Annotated in this window: 14 protein-coding genes; 10 read left to right on the forward strand and 4 right to left on the reverse strand. The window is 70.4% G+C overall.

Annotation, left to right across the window (positions count from 1 at the left end):
* Positions 1 to 81: 81 nt before the first annotated feature.
* Positions 82 to 1,488, reverse strand: a complete 1,407-nt coding sequence (locus tag EUC46_RS01610; protein WP_128772457.1) for a 6-phospho-beta-glucosidase — start codon at positions 1,486 to 1,488, stop codon at positions 82 to 84.
* 254 nt (positions 1,489 to 1,742) lie between these two features.
* Here EUC46_RS01610 and EUC46_RS01615 point away from each other — a divergent pair, with 254 nt between their 5' ends.
* Together EUC46_RS01615 and EUC46_RS01620 are read left to right on the forward strand one after the other, a co-directional pair.
* Complete coding sequence (locus EUC46_RS01615) at positions 1,743 to 2,762, forward strand: carbohydrate kinase family protein (protein WP_128772458.1); 1,020 nt, start codon at positions 1,743 to 1,745, stop codon at positions 2,760 to 2,762.
* Between the two features lie 276 nt (positions 2,763 to 3,038).
* Positions 3,039 to 3,965, forward strand: coding sequence for a hypothetical protein (locus EUC46_RS01620; RefSeq protein WP_241655335.1), 927 nt, complete (start codon positions 3,039 to 3,041; stop codon positions 3,963 to 3,965).
* A 147-nt stretch (positions 3,966 to 4,112) separates the two neighbouring features.
* Here EUC46_RS01620 and EUC46_RS01625 read toward each other — a convergent pair whose 3' ends face one another.
* Positions 4,113 to 5,585 (reverse strand): NAD(P)(+) transhydrogenase (Re/Si-specific) subunit beta, encoded by a 1,473-nt coding sequence (locus EUC46_RS01625; RefSeq protein ID WP_128772459.1) that lies wholly within the window; start codon positions 5,583 to 5,585, stop codon positions 4,113 to 4,115.
* A 4-nt stretch (positions 5,586 to 5,589) separates the two neighbouring features.
* Complete coding sequence (locus tag EUC46_RS01630; protein WP_128772460.1) at positions 5,590 to 7,137, reverse strand: Re/Si-specific NAD(P)(+) transhydrogenase subunit alpha; 1,548 nt, start codon at positions 7,135 to 7,137, stop codon at positions 5,590 to 5,592.
* A gap of 353 nt (positions 7,138 to 7,490) precedes the next feature.
* Here EUC46_RS01630 and EUC46_RS01635 point away from each other — a divergent pair, with 353 nt between their 5' ends.
* A complete protein-coding gene (locus EUC46_RS01635; protein WP_128772461.1) occupies positions 7,491 to 10,292 on the forward strand; it encodes a GH32 C-terminal domain-containing protein in 2,802 nt (933 codons plus the stop codon).
* Positions 10,293 to 10,380: 88 nt separating this feature from the next.
* On the opposite strand, the gene coaA is transcribed toward EUC46_RS01635, so the two are convergent.
* Positions 10,381 to 11,337, reverse strand: a complete 957-nt coding sequence (gene coaA / locus EUC46_RS01640; protein ID WP_128772462.1) for a type I pantothenate kinase — start codon at positions 11,335 to 11,337, stop codon at positions 10,381 to 10,383.
* Between the two features lie 122 nt (positions 11,338 to 11,459).
* Here coaA and glmS point away from each other — a divergent pair, with 122 nt between their 5' ends.
* The 7 genes from glmS to rimI all read left to right on the forward strand — a co-directional run bounded on the left by glmS (position 11,460) and on the right by rimI (position 19,673).
* Entirely contained in the window at positions 11,460 to 13,361 is a 1,902-nt protein-coding gene (gene glmS / locus EUC46_RS01645; protein WP_128772463.1) for a glutamine--fructose-6-phosphate transaminase (isomerizing), read from the forward strand.
* Positions 13,362 to 13,537: 176 nt separating this feature from the next.
* Positions 13,538 to 15,457: a bifunctional ADP-dependent NAD(P)H-hydrate dehydratase/NAD(P)H-hydrate epimerase gene (locus EUC46_RS01650; protein ID WP_241655336.1), complete on the forward strand. Its 1,920-nt coding sequence runs from the start codon at positions 13,538 to 13,540 to the stop codon at positions 15,455 to 15,457.
* A gap of 43 nt (positions 15,458 to 15,500) precedes the next feature.
* A complete protein-coding gene (alr, locus tag EUC46_RS01655) occupies positions 15,501 to 16,817 on the forward strand; it encodes an alanine racemase (RefSeq protein WP_128772464.1) in 1,317 nt (438 codons plus the stop codon).
* The gene (gene tsaE, locus EUC46_RS01660) at positions 16,814 to 17,404 is read left to right on the forward strand and encodes a tRNA (adenosine(37)-N6)-threonylcarbamoyltransferase complex ATPase subunit type 1 TsaE (protein ID WP_128772465.1); all 591 of its coding nucleotides are present in this window, start codon (positions 16,814 to 16,816) and stop codon (positions 17,402 to 17,404) included. Before alr ends, tsaE begins: the two co-directional genes overlap by 4 nt.
* A complete protein-coding gene (locus EUC46_RS01665) occupies positions 17,401 to 18,438 on the forward strand; it encodes a hypothetical protein (RefSeq protein WP_128772466.1) in 1,038 nt (345 codons plus the stop codon). The genes tsaE and EUC46_RS01665 overlap by 4 nt, the downstream gene beginning before the upstream one ends.
* A 9-nt stretch (positions 18,439 to 18,447) precedes the next feature.
* Positions 18,448 to 19,173, forward strand: a complete 726-nt coding sequence (tsaB, locus tag EUC46_RS01670; protein ID WP_128772467.1) for a tRNA (adenosine(37)-N6)-threonylcarbamoyltransferase complex dimerization subunit type 1 TsaB — start codon at positions 18,448 to 18,450, stop codon at positions 19,171 to 19,173.
* Positions 19,170 to 19,673 carry a ribosomal protein S18-alanine N-acetyltransferase gene (rimI, locus tag EUC46_RS01675; RefSeq protein ID WP_128772468.1) on the forward strand — a complete coding sequence of 168 codons (504 nt, stop codon included), beginning with the start codon at positions 19,170 to 19,172 and terminating at the stop codon, positions 19,671 to 19,673. The genes tsaB and rimI overlap by 4 nt, the downstream gene beginning before the upstream one ends.
* The last annotated feature ends 58 nt before the right edge of the window (positions 19,674 to 19,731 follow it).

Consider the following 19,731-nt stretch of genomic DNA (forward strand, 5'->3'; position numbering starts at 1 on the left):
GAGAACGATTCTCAATCATAGTGCATGATCGATTCTGCTACCCGGGCCCAACCAAGCCGGCGCCGCGCCGCCACCGCGGGCTCATTGGCCGAAGACGCGGGCCACCTCCGGGCTATTGCGCACGTAGCCCTCGACAATGCGCCGGGCCACCTCCACGGAGTCGACAAGTGGATGAGCGGCCACCGCGCGCCAGGCGAGGTCGAAGTCGCCGCGGAGGGTCGCCTCGATGACGAGTTCTTCACAGGCCTTGACGGCCGTCACCAGCCCGAGCTCCGGGCCGCTGACCGGAGCCACATCCTGGGGGTGAGCGCCGTCGTCGCCCACGAGACAGGGCACCTCGACCACGGCATCCTCACGCAACTGGGGCACGGTGAGGCCCGCCCCGCCGTCGTCGCGCCGGTCGGAATTGGCGACGTTGAGGATCATGCGGGCGGGCGATCCGGTGGCCACGGCCGTCATGAAGTCCAGGGCGACCTCCTGGTAGCCGCCTGCGGCGATGTCCTCCTCGCGCCGGGCGGAGCGTTGGGATTCGGCCCGGGACTCGGCCATGTAGGTGGCCTCGCGCTCGCCGTGCGCACAGACCCACAGCTCGCCCGCGCGCCCCGGATCGGCGGTGACGGCGTCGAAGAACGCGGTCTGCTGACGGTCGAGGAACTGCCCGCGGGTTTCGTCCTCGCGGCGGATCCGGGCCACGGACTCGCGGTTGAGGTAGTAGTAGAAGAGGTACTCGTTGGGGAGCACCCCCAGAGCGCGAACCCAGTCCACTCCGATGGCGCGTACCTCCTCGATGGCATCGAGGAGGTCGTCACGGGCCAGGAGCTCGGGAAGCCGGTCGACGCCGTCGACCGTCAGCCTGCGCAGCCAGCCCAGGTGGTTGAGTCCGGCATAGTCGAACTCCACCCGCCCCCGTGGTCGGGCGGCCTCCCGCGGGTCGACCCCCAGGGCCGCGCAGGCGCGCCGCACCAACCCGATGGGGGTGTCGCAGATGCCGACGACGCGCCGCCCGAGCACGGTGCGCATCGCCTGGGTGATGATGCCCGCCGGATTGGTGAAGTTGATGACCCAGGCCTCGGGGGCGAGGTCGCGCACCACGCGGGCCAGGTCCACGGCCACCGGGATGGTGCGGAAGGCATAGGCGTAACCGCCCGGGCCCACGGTCTCCTGCCCCAGCACCCCCTGGTCGAGGGCGACGCGCTCGTCAACAATGCGGCCGCCGGTTCCGCCCACGCGAATGGCGGAGAAGACGAAGTCCGCGCCGCGCACGGCCTCGCGCAACTCGGTGGTCGTGGTGACGGCGGGAGCATGGGGGAAGGCCAGGTCGGTCAGGATGGCCCGCATGGCGCTCAGGCGGCGCGCCGAGACGTCGTAGAGGCACAGCTCGTCGACAACGAGATGAGCGTGACTGCCGGCTCCGGCGCGGGCCTGAGCGAGCACCTCGACGATCTGGGGCACGCGGAATCCGCCACCCCCGACAATGACCAGCTTCATGCGTGACAAACCTCCGTGTGCGGCCAGCCCGGGTGGTGGAGGCGTCATGGCCGCCCGGCGGAGGCGCCTCCGTGCGCCGGGCCCGGGCCCATTGCCGCGGCGCATGGACTGCATGCCGCGGCGAGGTGGCCGTGAGGTCGCCGGCGCCCGCATTGGCGGAGGCCCGGTTCGCCCGCAGCCGCGCCAACACAGTCCCACTCTACAACAATGAGCAGAAATGAGCATCTTCGAGCAAAAGTGAGTACGCTGGGCGGGTGGATTCCTTGGCAGGCAGAACCGTGTCCGGCGGGAGTGAGCCCGGTACAACCGCCTCCAGTGCGGGTGGGCCCGGCGCGGGCGGGCCCACCACTGGTCCGGTCCTCGCCGTCGGCCCGCTGTTCCTCGACGTCGTCATGGGCGGCCTCGAGCACGCCCCTCGCCCCGGCCAGGAGCAGTGGGTGCCCGATTGCGCGCTAACCCCTGGGGGCGTGGCCAATCAGGCCGTGGCGCTGTCACGGCTCGGGCTGGCGGCGTCCGTCGTGACCTATGTGGGCCGCGATACCGCCGGGCGGCTCGTCGAGGCCATGCTCGCCGAGGAGGGCGTCGGGCTGGATGCGGTGGCTTACGTCGAACGCCAATCGGTGTCGACCAGTCTGTTCTTCGACGGCGACCGGGCGATAACGACCTTCGGCTCCGACGCCGCCCCACCCGTGGCCCCCGGTCCGGCCCCCGCGGCGCTGCTCGCCGATCTCGCCGGCATTGCGGGCAGCCTCGACGTCATACGCGCGTGGCGGGATTCGTCGACGCCGACCTGGGTGCTGGGCGATGTCGGCTGGGATCCCACGGGCCGCTGGGACCCCGCTGACCTCGATCCGCTGCACGCCGTCGATGTGTTCACGCCCAATGACGCCGAGGCCCTTCATTACACGCGGGCCGACTCCGTCGCCGAGGCGGCCGGCATGCTCGCCCAGAGGGTGGGAACCGTCATTGTGACCTGCGGTGCGCATGGAGTGGTGGCCATCGGGGAGGAGCGCATCAGCCTTCGCTGCCCGGCGGTCCGCGCCGTGGACACCACGGGTGCGGGCGACACCTTCTCCGCCGCCCTGACGTGGGCGCATCTTCACGGACTGGGGCTGCGGGCGGCTCTCAGTGCCGCGGTCCTCGCCGCCACGCTGACGGTCCTCTCGCCGGGCGGGGCATCCAGCGCGCCGCGTCCGGCGCAGCTGGCCGCCTTCGCACGCAGCCATCGGCCCGAGCTCGAGGGCTACGACCTGGCCTTCCTCGACCTTCTTTGAAGTCGGGGGGCCCGGCGGGGTCCTCAGCCCCGGTGCCGGGGTGGAGCTCCAGGGCCGACAGCCTCCCCAGCACCCGCCCGCCCCGGTTCAGAAGCGCGGGGAGGAGCCTCATAGTCCCCGCCTTCCGACACGACCAGTGGGACCCTCAGCGTAGCGCCCGCCTCCTGACTCGAGGCCCCGTTCGGGCCCGCCCGGCCCCACCGCAATACCGCCCGGGCACGAAGGTGGACGCCGCCGGGTGCCACACTGAGCGTCAACGACATGAAGGGAGCCCCGATGGACCCACGCCCCCGAGCCGTCGAGCAGGTGCGGCGGCTGGCTGAGCGGCTGCGCACGAGCCCATCGCAGGCCGCCTCTCAAGCGGCTGCCCGGGCGGGCAAGATGGTGCGCAGCGCCCTGCCCGGGGCGGCCGGAGCCGCCCCGGCCGACGCCGCCACCGCCGCAACCAATGCGACCCCATTCGGCCGAGCGCTCAGCACCGCCATGGCCTCGCGTCCGCATGCGAGAGGATTGTCGACGGCGCTGAAGGGATCGACCTTCATATTCTCCGGGTTTCGTGCGCCGCGCCGCGAGCACCGCAAGCTGCGCGATCAGGGATTCGACGCGGCGGCCGCACCCGAGCTGGGCCTGCTCGACCTTGACGAGCTGGTCCATGTGCACGGGCGCCGCCTGCCCTCACTCATGGAGATGAGCAGCCTCAACCGCTCGGGTCGGCAGACCATAGCCAGCTTCACCGGCAACGCCACTGGAAGTTTGCACGCGGTGACGGTCAGTGAGGAGGACCGGGCCCGGGGCGCCCTTGATTGGACGCGGCTGTGCGTCGACACCGACCAGTCCGCGACGCTCTTCGATATCGTCGAAGACACCCACCTCGACATTCTCATCGCCGCTCCGGGACGGGATCGCGCCGAGCACGCCGCGGATCTGGCGCTGCTACTGCCCCAGGGACTGCCCCCGCAGGTCATCCAGGCCTTGGGCCGGGACCCGAGACGCCCCACTGCGCGCCTGCACCTGCTGGGCAAGGGCCGTGTCGCCGTCGATCACGGCGCCTCCACCGTCATCCCCTTCTCCAAGGTGCCCCACAGCCTGCGAGGCTCCCTCGTCGTGGTCGGCGGTCGGATCACCCGCGCCGAGCTGTGGGTGGCCACGAGACACAATGTGCTCCCGTGGGTCTTGGGCGGGCTAATGGAGGCGGGCGGCTAATGCCGCGGAGGGATCGGGCAGTCCGACGGCGAACAATGGACCGCGCCCGGCCGCCACGCTCGTTGCGGCTCCCGGGCCGCTCCGGGTCCGCCTCCAGGAGGGTCGGCCGGACCTGGGGCCGGCCCTCCTGGAGGCTCCGGCCGCGTCCTACTCCAGTGCCCGAATAATGCCTTCGACAGTGTCTTTGGCGTCACCGAAGAGCATAGAAGTGTTGTCCTTGAAGAACAGGGGATTCTGCACCCCGGCGTAACCGGTGGCCATGGAGCGTTTAAAGACGACGACCTGCCGGGACTCCCACACGCGCAGCACCGGCATGCCGGCAATGGGGGAGCCCGGCTCCTGGGCCGCGGGATTAACGGTGTCGTTGGCGCCAATGACCAGAACCACATCGACCTCGGGGAAGTCGTCGTTGATCTCGTCCATCTCCAGGACAATGTCGTAGGGGACTTTGGCCTCGGCCAGAAGAACGTTCATATGGCCTGGAAGCCTGCCGGCCACCGGGTGAATACCGAAGGTGACCTCAACGCCTTCATTGCGCAGCATATCGGTCAGGGTCGCCACCGGGTACTGCGCCTGGGCCACCGCCATGCCGTAGCCGGGGGTAATAACCACGCGCCGGGCCCCCTGAAGCGTGTGCGCCACAGTGGTGACATCAGTGGCATCAATGGTGCCCTCCTCGGCGCCGGCCGGCATGGGCGCGGATCCCTCGGTGCCGAATCCGCCCAGCAGCACCGACATGAAGGAGCGGTTCATGGCCTGGCACATGAGGTAGGACAGGTAGGCGCCGGACGAGCCCACCAGGGTTCCGGTGATAATGAGCAGGTCATTGTTGACGAGGAAACCGGTGAAGGTTGAGGCCCAGCCCGAGTAGGAGTTCATAATCGACACCACCACGGGCATATCGCCGCCGCCGATGGCCACCACCAGGTGCACGCCGAGGGCCAGGGCGATGACCGTCATGACGACCAGGCAGGTCCAGGCGGCCGGGGAGCCGTCGGGCAGGACCATGAAGGCGGCCATGAGCGCCGCAGACACCAGCAGGGCGGCGAGGTTGAGCAGGTTGCGCCCGGGCAGGGTGATGGGGCGGCCCGGGATCCTGCCGGCGAGCTTGAGGGCGGCCACAATGGAACCGGTGAAGGTCACCGAGCCCACGAAGACGCCCAGGAAGACCTCGCCGAGGTGGAAGGTGCCCAAGGAGGCGGCCAGGGCGTCGGGGGACAGGTAGGAGTTGTATCCCACGACGACGGCGGCCAGGCCGACCAGCCCGTTGAGGACGGCGATGAGTTGAGGCATGCCGGTCATGGCGACGCGGCCGGCCAGCACCATGCCGATAACCGCCCCGATCCCCAGGGCGAGTGCGATGAGAAGCGCAGTGGTCAGCACCCCTCGGCTCGGATTGGAGGAAAGGGCCAGGCCGATGGCGGCGGCCACCGCCACACACATGCCGGCGGCCCCGGCGACATTGCCGGCGACGGCGGTTTCATGCCTGGACAGGCCGGCGGCGGCGGCAATGAACAGGACGGCCGCCAGGATGTAGGCCAGAGCCACGGGCGAGGGCAAAGAGCCGAGAAGAGGGACCTCGGCGGCGATGGGCATGGATGCTGCGGGAATGGCGAGCATGGCCTCAGTCCTTCTTGAACATGGCGAGCATGCGGTGAGTCACCGCGAAACCGCCGAAAACGTTAATGGTGGACAGGACGACGGCGACGAAGGCGGCGGTGCTAATGAACAGATTGGAGTGGCCCACCTGGGAGATGGCGCCCAGCAGAATGATCCCGGAGATCGCGTTAGTCACGCTCATGAGCGGGGTGTGCAGAGCGGGGGTGACATTAGAAATAATGTGGAAACCGAGGATGATCGACAGCGCCAGCACAATGTAGTGGCTCGTGACCGCCGCCGGGGTGACCAGGATTAGGGCGGCTCCCGCCAGGGAGGCAAGGGCCAGGCCGATGATCCGGTTGCGCCGGGAGCGCGCCCGGGCTGCGGCCTCCTGCGCCTCAGTGCGGGCGACCTCGTCGGCGCTCGGGGCGGGTGTCGCGCTCGGTGCCGCCGAGACGGTCACCGGCGGCGGTGGCCACAGCGTCTCGGAGTCGTGGCACACGGTGATGGTGCGCACGATCTGATCGTCCAGGTCGAGCGTGAACCGGCCGTCCTTGCCCGGGGTCATGAGGGTCAGAAGATTGACCAGATTCTGGCCGTAGAGCTGGGAGGCCTGGGAGGGCAGGCGCCCGGCCAGATCGGTGTAGCCCACGATTATGACCCCGCCGTCGGTGGTCACCACCTCCCCGGGCACCGTCAACTCGGTGTTGCCCCCATTGGCCGCCGCCATGTCCACAACGACTGAGCCGGGGCGCATGGCGTCAATGGCGGCGCGGTCCAGCAGGATAGGGGCGCGCCGCCCAGGGATATTCGCGGTGGTGATGACAATGTCGGACCGGGCGGCCTGCTCGGCGTACAGCAGGGCGGCTCGGGCAGCCTGGTCGGCGGACATCTCCTGGGCGTAGCCGTCGGAGGACACGTCCTGCGCGGTGGGAACGGCAATGAACTCGGCCCCCATGGAGCGCACCTGGTCGGCAACCTCCGGGCGCACGTCGGTGCCGCGCACCACCGCCCCCAGTGAGTAGGCGGTTCCAATGGCGGCCAGCCCGGCCACGCCGGCGCCAATGACATAGGCCGTGGCTGGCGGGAACTTCCCGGCCGCCGTCACCTGGCCGTTGAGAAGGCGACCGAAGTGCGCCGCCGCCTCGATGACAGCGCGGTAGCCGGCCAGGTTCGCCTGGGAGGACAGCACGTCCATGGCCTGGGCGCGCGAAATGCGCGGCACTGCGTCCAGCGCCAGGGCGGTCACGCCGCGGGCCCGGAGGGCTTCAACAAGCTCGGGGTGTCGGCCGGGATCGAGTCGACCAATGAACGTCGCCCCCTCGGTGAGGCGGTCGAGATCGCTGGTGGCCGGGGCCTGCACGCCCAGTACCAGCTCGCAGCCCCAGGCGGCGTCGCCGTCGACGAGACTGGCTCCGGCGGCCTCATAGTCGGCGTCGTGGAAGCGGGCCCGATGCCCGGCACCGCGTTCGACGCAGACCTCATACCCGAGGCGGACGAGCCTCTCGACGCTCTGGGGGGTGGCGGCGACCAGGCGCTGGCCTGGACTCTCGCACGGGACTCCAAGACGCACGGCAACTCCTAACTGATGTGGATGCGAGGCGAGCACGCAACCCGGGCCCGGCCCCTGGGGTGGGTGTTGGGGAGAACCTTAGATGAGTGATCAGTCTCGCTGAGCGGTCCCCTCAACCGCCGAGATGGTGCAGCTGTCCTCGGCCGGGTCCCGCTGGGGTTGTCCTCGCGCAAACGCGCGCAGCGACTGGGGGAGAGCGGTGTCGCGAACGCAGTGGGCGCCTCTTGGATGGGGGCGGCTCATCATCACCCCTTGCCAAAACGTTCTACCATCTTCTATGGTTGCGGTGCGGCAGCGAGATCTTCCCTTAACTCATGACTGTGGCTGCCGCTCCCCGTATCGAAGGAGATACCATGCGAGCCCCGTATCGCTTCCTGGCGCTGTGCGTGGCGATGGCTCTCGCGTCTATCGGAGTTCTGACCATCGTGCCCGAGTCGGCTCTCGCCGACGACGATGCGACTGCTTCGGAGGCCTGGCGACCGCTGGCGCACTATGCACCCGAGAAGAATTGGATGAACGACCCCAACGGACTGGTGTACGAGAACGGCACGTATCACCTGTTCTACCAGTACAACCCCTACGGCCTGGAGTGGGGCAATATGTCCTGGGGGCATGCCACATCCCCAGATCTCATTCACTGGACTGAGCGGGAAGTCGCGATTCCTGCGACCGACTCCTATGGAGTCTTCTCCGGGTCGGCGGTCTACGACGAGAACAACACCTCGGGGTTGGGAACAGCCGAGGCCCCGCCGATTGTCGCGGTGTGGACGCGCGCGGATACAGCGACGGGTATCCAGGCCCAGTCGCTGTCCTACTCCACCGATCACGGCGCTACCTGGACGAACTACAACGATGGCGCCCCGGTGCTGGACATCGGCTCCAGGGAGTTCCGCGACCCCAAGGTGTTCTGGGATGACGTCTCGGGCAAGTGGATTATGGTCGCCGTCGTCGCCACCGAGCACAAGGTCGTCTTCTACTCCTCGAACAACCTCATCGACTGGGCCTACGAGTCCGAGGTCGGCGGGATCGGGGACACCACCGCCGTGTGGGAGTGCCCCGACCTGTTCCCCCTGCAAGTCGATGGCGGCGACCAGACCAAATGGGTGCTGAGCGTATCCATTGCGGGCGGGGTCGGCCGAACCAAGTACTTCACCGGCGACTGGGACGGCTCGGTCTTCACCCCGGATCCGTTGCCGAGTTACGACGGCTCTGAAGGCGAGATGCTGGCGAACTTCGACTCCGGCAGCTGGGACGGATGGGTTGTCGACGGTTCCGCCTTCTCCAAGGAGCCGGCAACTGGTTCATGGCCGGATCAACTGCCGGTGGCCGGATATGAAGGCAGTGGCTTTGTGAATACCTTCTATGATGCCGCCACCGGCCGGGGCAGTGACGCCACCACGGGCACGGCCACCTCCCCGGAATTCACCATTAACGCGGATTATCTCAATATGCGCATTGGCGGCGGCAACCACCCCTATGACCCGGTCGCCACCGGTGACGACGGCGGCGGCACGTTATTCGCAGGCTTCGACTCCGGGACCTGGGAGGGCTGGTCCGTGGAGGGGGACGCCTTCTCCTCCGCTCCCGCGACGGGCGGCTGGCCCGATCAACTGCCGTTGGGCAACCAGCGCGGAGCCGGACTGATCAATACCTTCTATGATGCCGTCACCGGTCGGGGCTCCGACGCCACCACGGGCACGGCCACCTCCCCGGAGTTCACCATTAACGCTCCGTATATTAACCTCAATATCGGAGGCGGCTATCACACTGCCGATTCCCCGTCCGGACGCACAACAGTGGAACTGGTCGTTGACGGTCAGGTCGTGCGCACGGCCACCGGGCGCGACACCGAAGTGCTCAACTGGCAGTCGTGGGACGTAACGGATCTCAACGGCAAGACCGCCACGATCGTCGTGACGGATGCGGCTACCGGGGGATGGGGGCACATTCTCCTCGACGAGGTGCGCCTGGGTGAGCGCCCTGCCACGCCCGTGCCGAGTCATACATCAGTTAACGTCGTGGTTGACGGGGAGGTTGTCGGCTCCGCCACGGGAAACCAGAGCGAACTCCTGGCATGGCAGAGTATTGATCTCAGGCAGTGGAAGGGCCGGCAGGCAAGCATTGTCATTGAGGACGCCAACACTTCAGGTGATTACGGGCATATCCTGGTCGACTCCATCCTCGCCTCGAATACTCAAGGCTTCTCGGGAGCCGATGCCATGCCCATCATCGACCACGGCATGGACTACTACGCCGCGGTGACGTGGAACCACACCCCTGATGGCGAGCGCTACGGGATTGGTTGGATGTCGCATTGGTCCTACGCCGGCGCCCTGCCCACCTCGACGTGGCGCCAGGCCATGACCATGGTGCGCAAGTATGAACTCAGGACGGTCAATGGGCAGGTTCAGCTCGTGTCGTCTCCGGTGGAGGCGCTGGATACCTTGCGCACCGGGGAATCTTTCTCGACCACCGATGTGACTGTCAGTGATGGTGCGGACGTGGTCCTTGACCAGGGGGCCGCCGGCAACGCCTATGACATGGAAGTGGTGTTTGATCCGGGCTCCGCCAGTCGCAGCGGCGTCAAGGTTCTCGCCTCCGGTGATGAGGCCACGGTGATCGGCTACGACGCCCAGGCGGGCACGGTCTACGTGGATCGCACTAATTCTGGGCGCACCTCCTTTAGCCCGGCGTTCCCGTCAGTGTCCTCGGCTCCTGTTAAGCCTGATGCCGATGGTCTGATCCACTTGCGGGTGCTCGTTGACCGCTCGAGCGTTGAGGTCTTCGCCGGAAGCGGTGAGGCGGTCATCACCTCAGCGGTCTACCCCTCGCCCCAGTCCACCAATGTCATTCTCTTCTCCGAAGGCGGTGAGATGACGGTGCGAAGCATGGCGATCCACCACCTTGGGGATTATCACAGCGGTGATCAGCCCACGCCTACGCCCACGCCCGCGCCCACGGGTGATCCGGCGACGACTCCGCCGTCTGACAACCCGACAGGGGGAGCGTCAACCCAGCCCGTGGCCACGCCGACGTCAGCGGGATCGAGTAGTTCGTCGTCGTTGGCGACTACTGGAGTCCGGATCGGCCTGCCGCTCTTGCTGGCTGTGTGCGCTATTGGTGTCGGGCTGCGGCTCATGCGGCGCAGGACCTGAGCGTCTGCACTGCGTCCAGCGGCGCTGGGGTGGGTGGGCAGCGACCTGCGCCCACCCACCCCAGCGCCGTACGCCAGGGATCAGGGGATCAGGCCTTGCGCAGCAGCACCCGGCTCATGTGGTGATCGGAGTCCTTGTGCAGCACCAGGGTGGCGCGCCCTCGTGTTGGGGCGATGTTCTCACGCAAGTTGAGGAGGTTGACCGACTCCCACACCCCGCTCGCGGCGCTGAGCGCAATGTCGTCGCGGACGTCCGCAAAACGCTGGAAATAGGATTCAGGGTCGTTGAAGGCGGTGCGCTTGAGGGTGAGGAAGCGTTCCAGGTACCAGCGGCGAATATCACTGGGGTCGGCGTCAACATAGATCGAGAAGTCAATAAAATCCGAGACCGCTAACGCCGAGGCCCGGGAACCACCGGCCCCTACGCGCCCGCGCGGCGCCGGCTGAAGCACATTGAGCCCCTCCAAGACCAGCACGTCGGGGCGCTCAACCACCACGCGGCGTCCGGGCACAATGTCGTAGACCGTGTGGGAGTACACCGGGGCCTCCACCCGCGGCGCCCCCGACTTCACCGCCGAGACGAACTCCAGTAGGGCCCGCCGGTCATAGGACTCCGGGAAGCCCTTGCGGCCGGTCAGGCCACGTTCTTCCAATACCGCGTTGGGCAGGAGGAACCCGTCGGTGGTCACCAGGTCCACGCGCGGGGTGTCGGGGAAACGGGCGAGCAGGTGGGCAATAAGGCGGGCCGTCGTGGATTTGCCCACAGCCACCGACCCCGCCACGGCAATGACAAAGGGCGTTGGCCCCTCAGTGACCCCCAGGAAGCCGGCGGTGCGGCGGGCGCGCTCGCGGGTGGCGGCAATGTAGTCCTGGAGCAGCGCCGTCAAGGGCCGGTAGACGACGTCGACCTCAGCCAGATCGATGGGGTCGCCTAGGCCGCGCAGGTGTTCAACATCGGCTTGGGTCAGTGGCAGGGGGGCGGTGGAGGCCAGGCCTGCCCACTGCTCCCGCGACAACTCGATGTAGGGGGACGGCGAGGTGGTCACCGACTAAGTGTGACGCATAGCGGCCAATTCGGCTCACCCGCGTGCACCACCTGGGCGCGAATCACAGAACTGGCCGAGCATATCGTTGAAGGGGGCGCCGTGGGCGTGGTTCGATCAGCCGCATGTGTGGAATCGTCGGGCACGTCGGCCCCCTGTCACCCGCCGGATCGGATCGCCCCCTGCACGTCCTCATGGACGGCCTGGGGCGCCTGGAGTATCGCGGCTACGACTCCGCGGGAGTGGCCCTTGTGGGCCCGAGCGGGCTCAATGTCGTTAAGGCCGCCGGCAAACTCGACGAGCTGCGCGCGGCCCTGTCCGCCCGCCCCCCGGCCCCCGCCACCTGTGGCATTGGTCATACCCGTTGGGCCACCCACGGTGGCCCCACCACCGCCAACGCCCACCCCCATCGTGCCGGCAACCTCGCCGTGGTCCACAACGGCATTATTGAGAACTTCCGCCCCCTGCGCGCAGAGGTGGAGGCGGCCGGCCGCGAGCTCCTGTCAGACACTGACACCGAGGTGGTCGCCCAGATCCTGGACCTCGACTTCACCGCCCGCCTGAAGGCCGCCGGCGAGGCCCTGTCCCAAGAGGCCGTGGCGGCCGTGCTCGTGGAGTCCATGCGCGCCGTCACCGCCCGCCTGGAGGGCGCCTTCGCCCTGCTGGCCGTCACCCCCCTGGCCCCTGGCGTCATTGTGGCCGCCCGCCGCTCCAGCCCCCTGGTCATTGGCCTGGGTGAGGGCGAGAACTTCCTGGGTTCGGACGTCGCTGCTTTTGTCGCCTTCACCAAGCGCGCCGCCGAAGTCAACGACAACCAGGTCCTGCTGCTGACCGCCCAGGAGGTGCGCGTGTGGGATGAGGACGGCGCCCCGGTGGAGCCGGCCACCTGGGAGGTGTCCTGGGACGCCTCAGCCGCTGTCAAGGGCGGCTACGAGACGTTCATGGACAAGGAGATCCACGAGCAGCCCACCGCCGTGGCCGACACCCTGCGCGGGCGCGTCGATGAGCGCGGTGAGCTCCAGCTCGACGAGATGCGCATTGAACCCACTGTGCTGCGCAGCGTCGACAAGATCATTGTCGTCGCCTGCGGGACCGCCGCCTACGCCGGGCACGTCGCCAAGTACGCCATTGAGCACTGGTGCCGCATTCCGGTGGAGGTCGAACTCGCCCACGAGTTCCGCTACCGCGACCCCGTGGTCTCCGAGAAGACCCTGACCGTGGCCATCTCCCAGTCCGGGGAGACCATGGACACCATTCAGGCGGTGCGCCACGCCCGCGAGCAGGGCTCGAAGGTGCTCGCTATTGTCAACACATACGGTTCGACCATTGCCCGTGAGGCCGATGCGGTGCTCTACACCCACGCCGGCCCCGAGGTGGCGGTGGCCTCCACCAAGGCCTTCCTGGCCCAGATCACCGCCTGCTATCTGCTGGGCCTCTACCTGGCCCAGCTGCGCGGCAACAAGTGGCCCGACGAGGTCGCCGACTACCTGGAGAACCTTGAGCGCATGCCCGAGCGCATTCAGCACGTCCTGGACACCCAGGAGGAGCAGGTCCGCGCCCTGGGCGCCGAACTGGCCGACAAAACCTCCTTCCTATTCCTGGGCCGGCACGTGGGCTTCCCGGTGGCCCTGGAGGGGGCGCTCAAGCTCAAGGAGCTCGCCTACGTCCACGCTGAGGGCTTCGCCGCCGGGGAACTCAAGCACGGGCCCATCGCCCTGGTCGAGGAGGGGCTGCCGGTGTTCGTCATTGTCCCCACCCCGCGCCGCCCGGTGCTGCACGACAAGGTCATCTCCAATATTGAGGAGATCCGCGCCCGAGGCGCCCGCACCATTGTCATCGCCGAGGAGGGGGATGAGGCCGTCACCCCCTTCGCCGACGACATTATCCGCGTGCCCGCCACGCCGACACTCATGTGGCCGCTCATGAGCGTGGTCCCCCTCCAACTCTTCGCCGCCGCCCTGGCCGGCGCCAAGGGCCTGAACATTGACCAGCCGCGCAACCTGGCCAAGTCCGTCACCGTCGAATAGGAATAAGCCGAATAGGAATAGAGGGCCGGGCGGCCCCGGCCGGCGGGGATGACGCTGGGGCCAGGAGCCGTGGCGCGCCCCTGGTCTCGCACTCACCGCCCCGGTGCCCGCGCGCAGCAGCAACCGCGAACCCGGATGCTCACATCCTTGCGCCAGGTCGGGGCCATGATGGGGCCGTGAGCACCCCAAGCACCGCCGCGGCCCCGCCCCGCACCCCGCCGGGTTCCACCTTCGCCCCCCGCACGGCCTGGCCCGCCCGCGCCGTCGCCCGGGCCGAGGCGCCACTGACCGCCCGGACCGACCGCTACATGCGTGCCGCCGCCCACGCCGTCGCAGCCGCCGCCCGCGCCGAGCTGCGCCGGGCGCGCGGGCGCGTGGCCGGGGCCAGGGTGCTCCTGCTCGTGGGCGGCGGGCACAATGGCGCCGACACCCTCCTGGCCGGTGGCGCCCTGGCCCGCCGGGGCTGCACCGTCACCGCGGCCCTGGCCACCGACAGACCCCACGCCCGGGCCCTGGCCCAAGCCCGCCGCGCCGGCGTGCGCACGGTCGAGGACGATCCCATCGACCCCATCAGCTCCGTCAACCTTATCCCCGGCGCGGAAGCCGCGCCCGCAGCGGCCGGGCCCACTCCCGCCGGCGGGGGCGAGCCCGGGGGGCGCGGAGGGAAGGGAGCAGGCCCAAACGCCCCCAACGCCCCTGACGCGGGGCCTCCCGACGGCGCCCGCTTCGACCTGGTCTTGGACGGACTGACTGGCATTGGGGCCACCGGGGCCCTCAGGCCCCGCGCCGCGGACCTGATCGCCCCGCTTCAGGCCGCGGGCCCGCCCGGCCAACGGCCCTTCAGGGTCCTGGCGGTGGACCTTCCCAGCGGCACCGGCGTAGACGACGGCACCCTGCCCGGCCCGGTCCTGGCCGCCGACCGGACCGTTACCTTCACCTGCCTCAAAGGTGCCCACCTTCTGCCCCCGGCCGCCCCTACCGCCGGCATCATTGAGACGGTCGACCTGGGGCTGCCCCTGCCGCCGGGGCCGCCCCTGGCCGTGAGTCTCGACGACGGTGAGCTCGCCGCACTGCTGCACGCCCCCGGCCCCCAGGACCACAAGTACACCCGCGGGGTTCTCGGGCTGTGGGCCGGCTCCCAGACCTACCCGGGCGCCGCCGTCCTGACCGCCTCGGCCGCCGTGCGCTGCGGAGTCGGCATGGTGCGCCTGGCGGCGCCCCGGCGCGTCGAAGACCTCGTCCTGGCAGTCCGACCCGAGGTGGTGCCCGCACCGGGGCGCTGCCAGGCCCTCGTCATTGGACCCGGCACCGACCCGGCCGACAAGCCGCGCGCCGAGGAGCTGCGCCGGGCCCTGCGCAGCCTCATGCGGCAGGCCCGGCCCAAGGCAGCACCACGGCCCGAGACTCCAGCACCGCCCGGCACCGGCCCCCTGCCCGCCGTCATTGACGCCGGGGCCCTGCCCCTGGTGCCGGCCCTGCTCGCCACAGGCGCGCGCTTAGACGCGGTGCAGGTCCTCACCCCCCACGCGGGTGAGGCCGCTGCGCTGCTCACCGCCCTGGGGGAGCCCGCCTCACGCGAGAAGGTCGAGGCCGCGCCCGCCCGGGCCGCCGACCGGATAGCCCGACTCACCGGGGCCACCGTCCTACTCAAGGGGACCCCAACACTGATCGCCCCGCCCTGGCCGTCACCGGTGCTCTGCGTGGACCCCGGCCCCGGCTGGCTGGCCACCGCCGGCAGCGGCGACGTGCTCGCCGGCATCCTCGGCGCACTCCTGGCCGGCATGCGGGCACGCCAGGAGGCCGATCAGTCCGGGCCGGGAGACGAGGCTGATCAGTCCGGGCCGGGAGACCGTGACACCCCCCGGTTCGCGGCACTGGCGGTCCGCCTCCACGCGCTGGCGGGCCACTGCGCCGCCGGGTCCCAGGAGACTTCCGGCCCCAGCATTGGGCGCCCCCTTGCCGCCCTCGACATCGCCCGCGCCGTGCCGCGGGCCTGGGCCGAGTTACGAGCCCACCCGCCCGCCCAAGGCGCCTGTGCGCCGCACCGCCGGGCCGCCGGGGAGCAGGCCGCCGGCGGGCCAGGTCCTGCCACCTGAGCCGCTGACCAAAGCGGCGCCCGGGGGTGAGACAATCACCACCGTGAATCACCGGCCAACACCAGCCCCCTCGGACGCCCCGACCCCCGCAGCGGCGACATCCCGCGCCGTCATCGACCTGGGCGCCATAGCCCACAATGCCGGCGTCCTGGCCAAGGCCGCGGGCGTCCCCTGGATGGCCGTGGTCAAAGCCGACGCCTACGGTCATGGCCTGGGACCGGTGGCCGCCACCTGCCTGGAGGCGGGGGCCACCTGGCTGGGTGTCGCCCAGCTCGCCGAAGCCCTCCACCTGCGCACCCTCCTGGATGCCGCCGGGACCGCCCGCCCCGCCCCCGGGGCGCACACCACCCCCACGCAGGCGGCGCCGCGCCTCATGTGCTGGTTGCTGCCCGTCATGACCCCCGAAGCCGCCGCCGCCCCCCGCTCACCCCTGCGCGCCGCCCTGGACGCTGAGATCGACCTGTCCGTCTCCACCCGCCCAATGCTGGCGGCGGTGGCCGCCGCCGCCAACGCCCAGGGCACCACTGCTCGCATCCACCTGAAGGCCGACACCGGCATGTCTCGCGCCGGCGCCGTCGCCGAGGACCTTCCGGCACTGGCCGGCGCCGCCCGCACGGCGCAGGATGAGGGGAGTGTCGCCGTCGTCGGCCTGTGGAGCCACCTGTCACGGGCTGATGAGCCGGCCAGCGGCTCCACCGAGGAGCACCTCGCTCGTTTCCACCATGCCGAGCAGGTTCTGGCTGACGCCGGGCTCACCCCAGGCGTGCGCCACCTGGCCGCCACCGGCGGACTGCTGTGGCACCCCCGGGCCCGTCTGGACCTGGTGCGCGCCGGCATCGGCCTGTACGGGCTCTCCCCGGATCCGGCCCTGGCCACGTCCGCCGAACTCGGCCTGCGCCCCGCCATGCGCCTGGAGGCGCCCCTCGTCCAGGTCAAGCGCATCCCCGCCGGGCAGGCCGTCTCCTACGGGGGCACCTGGACAGCCCCCACCGAGCGCTGGCTGGGCCTAGTGCCCCTGGGATATGCGGACGGCGTCCCGCGGGCCGCCGCCAGCGCCGGGCCGGTGAGCGTGGCGGGCTACCGCACCCGCATTGTCGGCAGGGTGTGCATGGACCAGGTCATTGTGGACCTGGGGCCGGCCACCCGCGCGGATGGGTCCCTGCGCCCAGCGCCGGCGCAGGCCGGGGACCTCGCCGTGCTGTGGGCCGATCCGGCCCGCACCCCCGGTGCCCCCACCGCCGACGAGTGGGCGCAGGTGTGCGGCACCATTAACTACGAGATCGTCACCCGCCTGGGCCCCAACGTCCCCCGGCACCATATTGGCGCCCCGACAGGGCCCGGCTGCCAGGAGCAGCCATGAGCACCGCCCCCGCACAACGGCTCACCGTCACCGACGCCGAGCAGACCCGCGCCCTGGGCGCCCGCCTCGCCGCCCTCCTACGCCCCGGTGACCTGGTCATGCTCTCGGGCGAGTTGGGGGCGGGCAAGACCACCCTGGCCCAGGGCGTCGGGGCCGCCATGAAGGTGCGTGGACGCGTCTCCTCCCCGACGTTCATCATTGCCCGCACTCACCGCGCCACCGGCGATGGCCCCGACCTCATCCACGTCGACGCCTACCGGCTGGGCTCCCTGGAGGAGATTGACGCCCTCGACCTGGAATCCTCCATGGACTCCTCGGTGACCCTGGTGGAATGGGGGAGGGGCAAGGTCGAGTCACTGGCCGCCGACCGCCTGGAGATCGAGGTCTCCCGCCCCCGCGGCGCCCTGGCGGCCCCGACGGTCATCGCCCCCAAGGCGGACACGGCTAAGGACGCGGCCACCGCCCAGGACGCGCCGGCCGCCGCAGACACCGACCTGGCCGGCATTGACGATGGCCACCGCGTTATTACCATTCGCGCCCTGGGAGCCCGGTGGGCCGGGGTGGACTTGGGGGTGGTGCGCCCGTGAGCCCAGCCTCCCGTCCGCACCATCGACCGCCGCCTCTGGCCGCCCCGGCCGCAGCGGGGCGGCCACGGGCTCATGGCTCGGGCCGGTGGCTTTGGCGGCACCGGGCCCGCCTGCTCGGCTGGCTACTCCTGGTCGCGGCCCTCCTGCCCATGTTCCCCGCCCTGGCCTTCCCGCCCCCGGCCACAGGCGCCACCACCGCCACCCCCATCTCCCCGGCCAGTGCCGCCGGGGACGAGGAGGCCCGGGCCACCGTCCAGGCCTGGGTTGACGGTGAGGGCTTGCAACTGGTCCGGCAGCGGGCCGGCGCGCAGGCCACCATTGCCCTCGGTTCCCCCACGCAGATCCGCTCCTGGGCCCCGGCCTTCCTGGAGGGGCGTGACACCGCCGCCGCCCCGGTGCTCACCGGGGACTGGGCCGTGCCGGTTCGCGTCGACGACACCGCTCACGGCGTCCTCATCGTCACCGTCTCCGCCACCGGGGCCACCGGCTCACTGAACGCCGACCCCGAATTGGCGGCCGCCGTTTGGCAGGACAAGGGCGCCGGCTTCCTGGTGCGCGATGACGGCGCCTGGTACCTGGTGAAGGACTCCACCGTCAGCGCCATTAACGCCGAGGCCCGTGCGGGCCTGGCCGGCACGGTGAGCACCCAAGTGTTCTCCGTGGTCCTGCGGGAGCGCACAGGGACCCTGCGCACCGAGACCGCCACGGACAAGGACGGCCTGTCCCTGGGGGACGTGCCCGTATGGGCGGTCGCCCTGGCGGTGGTCACCTTGGGCGTGGTCTGCCTGACCGCCACGATCCTTCACGAAAGGCGCGTGACCGAGCCCCTGCGGCGGGTGAACGTGAGTGCTCCGGGTAAGCGGCGCCAGGACCGTCAAAGCGCGAACCGGGCCACGCACCAGACCCAGCCCGAGCGGCCCCGCCCCCTGGAGGCCACCCTCCAGCTGGAGAATACCCTCGATGCCGCCCGAATCCCGCGCCCCTCCGCCTCCAAGGTGCGCCGGTACTCCAGGGGGTCGTGGGGGAAGGCCTAGGCTGGGCGCGTGCGCATCCTCTCCATTGACTCCTCCCTGGGCACCCAGCTCCTGGTGTGCGACGCCGTGCGGAGGGCCGGTGCCCCCGTGAGCCTGCGGGTGCTCGCCAGCGCCCAGCAGCCGGACCCCCGCCGTCACGCCGAGTCCCTGGGGCCCATGCTGGCCCGGGCACTCGCCGACCCCGCCGTGGCCGACGCCCCCCTGGGGGCCGTCGTCGCCGCCACCGGGCCCGCCCCCTTCACCGGTCTGCGTGCTGGGCTCGTGACCGCACGCACCGTGGGGCGCGCCCGCGGCATCCCGGTCTACGGCGTGCCGAGCCTGGACGCGGTGGCCCGGGCCGCCTTCGATGAGCTGGCCCAGGAGCGGGGGCAGGAGGCGGCCGCTGGCGCCACCATTATCGTCCTGACCGACGCCCGCCGCCGCGAGGTCTACTCCGCCGCCTACCGGGCGCGCGGCGCCGACGACGTCGAGCGACTCACCGACCTGCGGGTGGGGGCCCCGGACCGGGCCCGGGAAGGCGTCGGTGAGCGCGCACTGCTGGCCGGATCCGGCGCGCGCCAGTACGCCTCGGTCCTCGGGGACGCTCCGGTGCTGGCCGCCGCCTCAGGGGATGGGGCCACGCAGGTCCGCATTGCCCTGGCTCGCCTGGCCCGGGGTGAGGAACTGGGCACCGAGCCCCTCTACCTGCGTCATGCCGACGTCCAGGCGCCGAGGCCGCGCAAGCGCGTCCAATGAGCCCCGCGTCACGCCAGTGGGGGCGGCTGATTCTGCGCGAGATGAGGGCGGAGGACCTGCCGACCCTGGAGCGCCTGGAGGCTGAGCTCTTCGGCGGCGAGTCCTGGAGCCGGGCGCTGCTGGAGGCCGAATTGGCTCAGGCGCAGGCAGGGGACCGAACTTACCTGGTGCTCACCGACGACGAGCAGATCCTGGGGTACGCGGGCCTGTGGTTCGGTGACGGGCGCAGTGAGGCCGACCTGCTGACTATTGCCACCGTGCCCGCCGCCCGCCGCCAGGGCCTGGGCGGGCTCATGCTCGACGCCCTGGTCGACGCCGCCCGCGACCGCGGCTGCACCGCGGTACTCCTGGAGGTGCGGGCCTCTAACGCCGGGGCGCAGGCCCTGTACCGGGGGCGGGGATTCGTGGAGCTGGGACGGCGCCGGCGCTACTACCAGCACCCTGCTGAGGACGCCCTGGTCATGCGCCTGGACCTGGGCGCCCGCAATAGATTTGTCTGACGACCGCGTCACGAAATGGCGACGGCCCGATTGCGCTACCGGCCCCTCCCGCGGCCCC

It is taken from the genome of Actinomyces oricola, from assembly GCF_004104015.1.
Lineage (GTDB): Bacteria > Actinomycetota > Actinomycetes > Actinomycetales > Actinomycetaceae > Actinomyces > Actinomyces oricola.